This is a genomic window from Mesorhizobium sp. M1E.F.Ca.ET.041.01.1.1 (genome assembly GCF_003997355.1).
Taxonomy (GTDB): domain Bacteria; phylum Pseudomonadota; class Alphaproteobacteria; order Rhizobiales; family Rhizobiaceae; genus Mesorhizobium.
Genome location: NZ_RZSL01000370.1, coordinates 1 through 6,186 on the forward strand (window position 1 = coordinate 1; position 6,186 = coordinate 6,186).

The 6,186-nt window shown below is 62.9% G+C and carries 7 protein-coding genes; 1 reads left to right on the top strand and 6 read right to left on the bottom strand.

All coding sequences use genetic code 11. The features are described from left to right. The 3 genes from EOA38_RS24865 to EOA38_RS24875 all read right to left on the bottom strand — a co-directional run. On the bottom strand, positions 1-1,829 hold a 1,829-nt coding region (locus EOA38_RS24865), incomplete at its 3' end, for an AAA family ATPase (protein ID WP_127300465.1). 6 nt (positions 1,830-1,835) lie between these two features. Beyond that, complete coding sequence (clpS, locus tag EOA38_RS24870; RefSeq protein ID WP_040972327.1) at positions 1,836-2,162, bottom strand: ATP-dependent Clp protease adapter ClpS; 327 nt, start codon at positions 2,160-2,162, stop codon at positions 1,836-1,838. A gap of 278 nt (positions 2,163-2,440) precedes the next feature. Further along, complete coding sequence (locus EOA38_RS24875; protein ID WP_126093868.1) at positions 2,441-2,770, bottom strand: phasin family protein; 330 nt, start codon at positions 2,768-2,770, stop codon at positions 2,441-2,443. Positions 2,771-3,057: 287 nt separating this feature from the next. Between EOA38_RS24875 and EOA38_RS24880 the strand changes: the two genes are divergently transcribed. Further along, complete coding sequence (locus tag EOA38_RS24880; protein WP_127300466.1) at positions 3,058-4,530, top strand: D-alanyl-D-alanine carboxypeptidase; 1,473 nt, start codon at positions 3,058-3,060, stop codon at positions 4,528-4,530. A gap of 41 nt (positions 4,531-4,571) precedes the next feature. Here EOA38_RS24880 and EOA38_RS24885 read toward each other — a convergent pair whose 3' ends face one another. The 3 genes from EOA38_RS24885 to EOA38_RS24895 all read right to left on the bottom strand — a co-directional run. Next, complete coding sequence (locus EOA38_RS24885) at positions 4,572-5,270, bottom strand: molecular chaperone DnaJ (RefSeq protein ID WP_127300467.1); 699 nt, start codon at positions 5,268-5,270, stop codon at positions 4,572-4,574. A gap of 124 nt (positions 5,271-5,394) precedes the next feature. After that, entirely contained in the window at positions 5,395-5,832 is a 438-nt protein-coding gene (locus EOA38_RS24890; protein ID WP_126093865.1) for a DUF1489 family protein, read from the bottom strand. Positions 5,833-5,913: 81 nt separating this feature from the next. Continuing rightward, the coding region (locus EOA38_RS24895; protein WP_189434863.1) for an L-serine ammonia-lyase, iron-sulfur-dependent, subunit alpha at positions 5,914-6,186 on the bottom strand (273 nt) is incomplete at its 5' end.

A 6,186-nucleotide genomic window follows, 5' to 3' on the forward strand; every position in this document is an offset into this window, starting at 1 on the left:
AAGTCGATCTGCTTGCCGTTGTGATCGGTCAGCTTGCCGTGGTCCATCACCTGCAACAGGATGTTGAACAGGTCCGGATGCGCCTTCTCGACTTCGTCGAGCAAAAGCACGCAATGCGGATGCTGGTCGACACCATCGGTCAACAGGCCGCCCTGGTCGAAGCCGACATAGCCGGGAGGCGCGCCGATCAGCCGCGAGACGGTGTGGCGCTCCATGTATTCCGACATATCGAAGCGGATCAGCTCGACGCCGAGCGAGGCCGCGAGCTGCTTGGCCACTTCGGTCTTGCCGACGCCGGTGGGCCCCGAGAACAGGTAGGAGCCGATCGGCTTCTCCGGCTCGCGCAGGCCGGCCCGCGCCAGCTTGATCGCCGACGTCAGCGCGGTGATGGCGGTGTCCTGGCCGTAGACCACGCGCTTGAGCTCGACGTCGAGACCCTGCAGCACCTTCTCGTCGTCGGCCGAAACCGTCTTCGGCGGAATGCGGGCCATGGTGGCGATCGTTGCCTCGATCTCCTTGATGCCGATCGTCTTCTTGCGCTTGGCCTCCGGCACCAGCATCTGCGAGGCGCCGGTCTCGTCGATCACGTCGATCGCCTTGTCCGGCAGCTTGCGGTCGTTGATGTAGCGCGCCGAGAGCTCGACCGAAGCCTTGATCGCCTCGCTCGTGTAGCGGACCTTGTGGAACTCCTCGAAATAGGGCTTCAGGCCCTTCATGATCTCAATGGCGTCCTCGATGGTCGGCTCGTTGACATCGATCTTCTGGAAGCGCCGCACCAGCGCGCGGTCCTTCTCGAAGAACTGGCGGAACTCCTTGTAGGTGGTCGAGCCGATGCAGCGGATCGCGCCGGACGAGAGCGCCGGCTTCAACAGGTTCGACGCATCCATCGCGCCGCCGGAGGTAGCCCCTGCCCCGATCACGGTGTGGATCTCGTCGATGAACAACACCGCGCCGGGATAGTCCTCGAGCTCCTTGACGACCTGCTTCAGCCGCTCCTCGAAGTCGCCGCGATAGCGGGTGCCGGCGAGCAGCGTGCCCATGTCGAGCGCGAAGATGGTGGCGTCCTGCAGCACCTCGGGCACGTCGCCCTCGACGATGCGCTTGGCAAGGCCCTCGGCGATCGCCGTCTTGCCGACGCCGGGGTCGCCGACATAGAGCGGGTTGTTCTTGGAGCGGCGGCACAGCACCTGAATGGTGCGGTTGATCTCGCTCTCGCGGCCGATCAGCGGATCGATCTTGCCGGCCTTGGCCTTGTTGTTGAGGTTGATGCAATAGGCCGTCAGCGCGTCCTGCGGCTTCTTCTTGCCGCCGTCCTCCTGCGGCTCGGCGCCGTTCTGGCCGCCCTGTTCGTCCTCCGCGCCACGCGGCGTGCGCGACTCCGAGGCGCCGGGGCGCTTGGCGATGCCGTGCGAGATGTAGTTGACCGCGTCGTAGCGGGTCATCTGCTGTTCCTGCAGGAAATAGGCGGCGTGGCTCTCGCGCTCGGCGAAGATGGCGACGAGCACATTGGCGCCGGACACTTCCTCGCGGCCGGACGACTGCACATGGATGACGGCGCGCTGGATGACGCGCTGGAACCCGGCGGTCGGCTTGGAATCCTCGTCGTAACCGGTGACGAGATTGTCGAGCTCGGTATCGATATAGGTGAGAACGGTGTGCTTCAGCTCGTCGAGATCGACGTTGCAGGCGCGCATCACGGCGGCCGCCTCGGTATCGTCGATAAGCGCAAGCAGCAAGTGTTCGAGCGTCGCATATTCATGATGCCGCTCGTTGGCGAATGTCAGCGCCTGATGTAGCGCCTTTTCCAGGCCTTGGGAGAAAGCCGGCATGTTACCTCACTTCTTCTCCATCACGCATTGCAGCGGATGCTGATTCTGTCGGGCGAAATCCATGACCTGAGACACCTTGGTCTCGGCCACCTCGAATGTGTAGACCCCGCACTCGCCCACTCCATGATTGTGAACATGCAGCATGATGCGTGTGGCGGCCTCGCGGTCCTTCTGGAAAAAACGCTCCAGGACGTGAACCACGAACTCCATGGGAGTGTAGTCGTCGTTAAGGATGAGGACCCTGTAGAGGCTGGGCTTCTTGGTCTTGGTTTTGGTGCGCGTGATGACGGCTGTGCCGCGACCGGGATCGTTGCGGTCGCCGTCACTTTGCATTCGCACCACGCCTGCCGTGGCAGTCAAACCGATCGTCACGTAGTCCTGCCTTTTCGAATCCTCATGCGAGTTCAACATGTAGGTCTTCGATGGCCGATTTTAAGCCCTTCTGTTTAGCTGACAATATGGCTAGGTGGGCAAACTTCAGCGATTTTCTCAATCGTGAATGCGGCAGGGCTCAGGCAGTTGCAGTCACGCATAAAAAAAACCCGGCCGCGCTTCCGCGACCGGGTCCTTTTGGCAGGCCGGTTGGCCTAATCGGGTATGATCGGGCGAAATTACTTCGCCTTGGCGACGACCGATTCGAACGGCTTGTAGGCTTCCTTGGCGAGCTCGGCATAGAGATTGCCGATCTTGCTGGCCTCGGCCACGAAGCTCTCGTAGCTCTGCTTGGCGTAGTCGGTCTGGATCTCGATGGCCTTCTCGATCGACTTGGCCGAGAACAGTTTCTCGACGGCGGCGCTGCCGGCCTCGAAGCTCTTCTTGGTGTATTCGCCGGCCTCGGTGGCGATTGCCTGCGCGCCCTTGGTGAGCGAGGCAAAGCTCTTCAGTCCGTTGTCGGCAAACTCCTTGCCGTATTTCGTGAAGTCCTCATAGGTCTGGGTCATTTCACACTTCCCTTGGTTGAAACGCCCATTTGCCCCGGGCGCCCTTGTGCAATGCACCTCAATATATTGTGCATTGCACAAAAGTCAAGATTCCCTTGATCCGCAAGGGGCCCGAAGCGCAGCAACCGCTAAAATTCGAATAAACAGAGGCTCAAATCGCCAGAAAATGGTGAACGCGGCGGTTACCATAAACGGATTGGTAACGCTGGCCGCGATAGCTTGGCCGGAAGCGAGGCAGGCACTCCCTCTGCCGCCTCCGGGGCAACGAAAATTCAGGGTAAGCAGCGGTGCGTCAGGCATTGTCGGGGTTCGTCTCCAAATCTTCATTCTCCATCAAGGCAGTCATGATCGCCGCGCTTGCGGTGACGATCGTCGCCGCCGATGCCGCATCGGCTCTTGCCGCAAAGTCCGCGGCCATCGTCGTCGACGCCAAGACCGGCAAGGTGCTCTATTCGGCCGACGCCAACGGCCGGCGCTATCCGGCTTCGCTCACCAAGATGATGACGCTCTACCTCACCTTCGAAGCACTGGCGAAGGGCAGGATCAGCAAGAACACGCCGGTGCCGTACTCGGCGCATGCCGCGTCCGAGCCGCCGACCAAGCTCGGCGTGCGCGCCGGCAGCTCGGTTCCGGTCGAGACGGCGATCCTGTCGATGGTGACCAAGTCGGCCAACGACTCGGCGACCGCTCTGGGCGAACTCTTGGGCGGCAGCGAAGACAATTTCGCCCGCATGATGACGGCCAAGGCACGCCAGCTCGGCATGAACGGCACCGTCTTCCGCAACGCCAACGGGCTGCCCGACCCCGGTCAGTTCACCACGGCGCACGACATGGCGATGCTGGGCATCGCGCTCAGGGAGCACTTCCCGCAGTATTATGGCTATTTCTCGCAGCGCTCGTTCCTCTACGGCCGCCAGCGCATCAACGGCCACAACCGCCTGCTCGGCCGCATCAAGGGCGTGGACGGAATCAAGACCGGTTACACGCGCGCTTCCGGTTACAACCTGGTCTCCTCCGTCGCCGACGGCGATCGCCGCCTCGTCGCCGTGGTAATGGGTGGCGCTTCCGGCCGCAGCCGCGACAACCAGATGGCCTCGCTGATCAACACCTATCTGCCGCGCACCTCGACCCGCGGCGGCGGCAATCTGATCGCCAAGGCGGGTGGCGACAATCCGATCAAGGCTTTGGCCAAGGTCTTCCTGCCGAAGCATGACGCGCCGACCCCGGATGAAAAGCCGGCTGTCGAAGACACCGAAGTCGCGTCGGCCGACGACAATGCGCCGGCCGCCGAGGAAACCAGGCCGGTGATCCAGGTCAGGAAGGTGAAGACGGTTGCCGTGGCAGCCATGGCTCCGGCACCCGCGCCCCAAGAAACCCCATCACAGATCGAAACCAAATCGCAGACCGAGACCCCGTCACAGACCGAAAGCACATCGCAGACCGTCGCCGCCTACGCCGAACCGGCGCCTGCGGCCGCGCCGGCCGTCGATCCGGTCAAGACTTCGTCCGTGCCGTCGGGATGGGTGGTGCAGGTCGCCTCCTCGCCGACGCAGTCAGGGGCTCAGGCCCTGCTGAACAAGACAAGCAAGCAGGCGCCGAAGATCCTGGCGGATGCCTCGGGCTTCACGGTCGCGTTCGACAAGGATGGCGTCACCTACTACCGCGCCCGTTTCGGCGGGTTCGGCTCGAAGGACGCAGCCTGGAAGGCCTGCGATGCCCTGAAGCGAAAGAAGATCTCGTGCTACGCCGTCCAGCAATAGGCGGCTTTTGAAACTCCTGGAAAGTTCAGCGTCGAAGGAGACTAGTCGTGATTGGAGAGCAAGACGTCCTTGGCTTCATTGATTCGCGCCGCCAGGACAGACGTGCCGCCGACATCGGCGTTCAGGCGCTGCATCAGGCGGCGGTGCGCCTTGCGGATATCCGCCGCGGCAGCCCCCGCTTCAAGACCAAGGATCTTGTAGGCCTCCTCCTTAGTCATGGCGCCCGCACCTGGCGCAATACGCAGCCCTTCGCCACTGTCCGGCTGCGCGTCCTTGCGCCAGATGGGAAAACGGCCGTCAAGATACGTCTCTAGGAGCTGGCGGCTCTCCGGATCGGGTCGCAGTTCCGCATGGAGTTGCTGCAGGTCCGCGATCCCCATCGCGCCCAGCATTTTGCCCTCATAATGGCCGGCCAGGACGAGACCCTCCAGTTTGCCGCTGTCGTGGTCGACGTCCATTTCGAGAGCCGCGGTGCGCACGGTCGAGCGTTTTGCCGCGGCAGCCTTCGGCGGTGGCCGTCTCGCTCGCAGCCACGCATACCAGCCGGCCGCCGCAACCATGAGCAGGCCGCCGATGCTGCTGCGGCCGACGACGAGCATCGTCGCGCCGAACACCCCCAACAGCGCAGGTCCGAGTGTTCTAAGACTGTCCGCCATCCTGGCGGCATCGGCGCGCACGAAGATTGTCGCGACGCCGAAAAGCACCAGAAGCAAAGCCGCCAATGCGATGATCACGCCCATCGGTTTGCACCGCCATGCAGATTTTTGTGCATGGAAATCAAGATGTGGCGCAGGTGCGGCTCTTGCAAGTCCCACACCGATCCAGCCGAGGGGCCAGCGACGGAAAAGACTGGTTTAACTTGGATTAAAGCAGCCCCAGTTCGGCGAGTTCCAGCCGCAATTTCGGCGGCATCTCGGCCAATGCAGCCTTGCCCCTGCCGAGATCGACCGGGGCATCGGAAGGTTTGAGATAACGCCAGCCCTGGAAGGCACGGCGCGGCTGCCAGTCGGTGCGCACCACCTCGGGATCGAGCACCAGATGGCAGCGGCCGATGCCTTCGTCGTCGACAAAGGGCCGGATCTCGGTGATCAACTGCCGGCACTGCACATTGCCCTTGATCACCCAGTAGAGCGAGCCGCCGTCGATGATCTCGTCGCCTCGCGTCGGCACCATGCGGGTGGTGTGCCAGTGCTCGGCGGGCTCGCCGGCGCGGCGCCGCTCGTCGAGGCGGAAGGCAATCCACTCCTCCAGATCCTCGACGCTGTCGCAGCCGACACAGAGCTTGATGAGATTGAGTGACATGCCCCAAGATTTAGCCAGGCAGACCAGAGCGTCAATGTCCTGAGCGAGTTCTCCACAGTGCCAGTTCGTGGGCCAGTCCCCTCAGCACTCGACGACGTTTACCGCCAGCCCGCCGAGACTGGTCTCCTTGTACTTCTCGTTCATGTCGAGGCCGGTCTGGCGCATGGTCTCAATCGCCGCGTCGAGCGGCACGAAATGCGTGCCATCGCCCTTGATGGCGAGCGAAGCGGCGGTGACCGCCTTGACCGCGCCCAGCGCATTGCGCTCGATGCAGGGCACCTGCACCAGGCCGCCGACCGGATCGCATGTCATGCCGAGATGATGCTCCAGCGCGATCTCGGCGGCGTTCTCCAC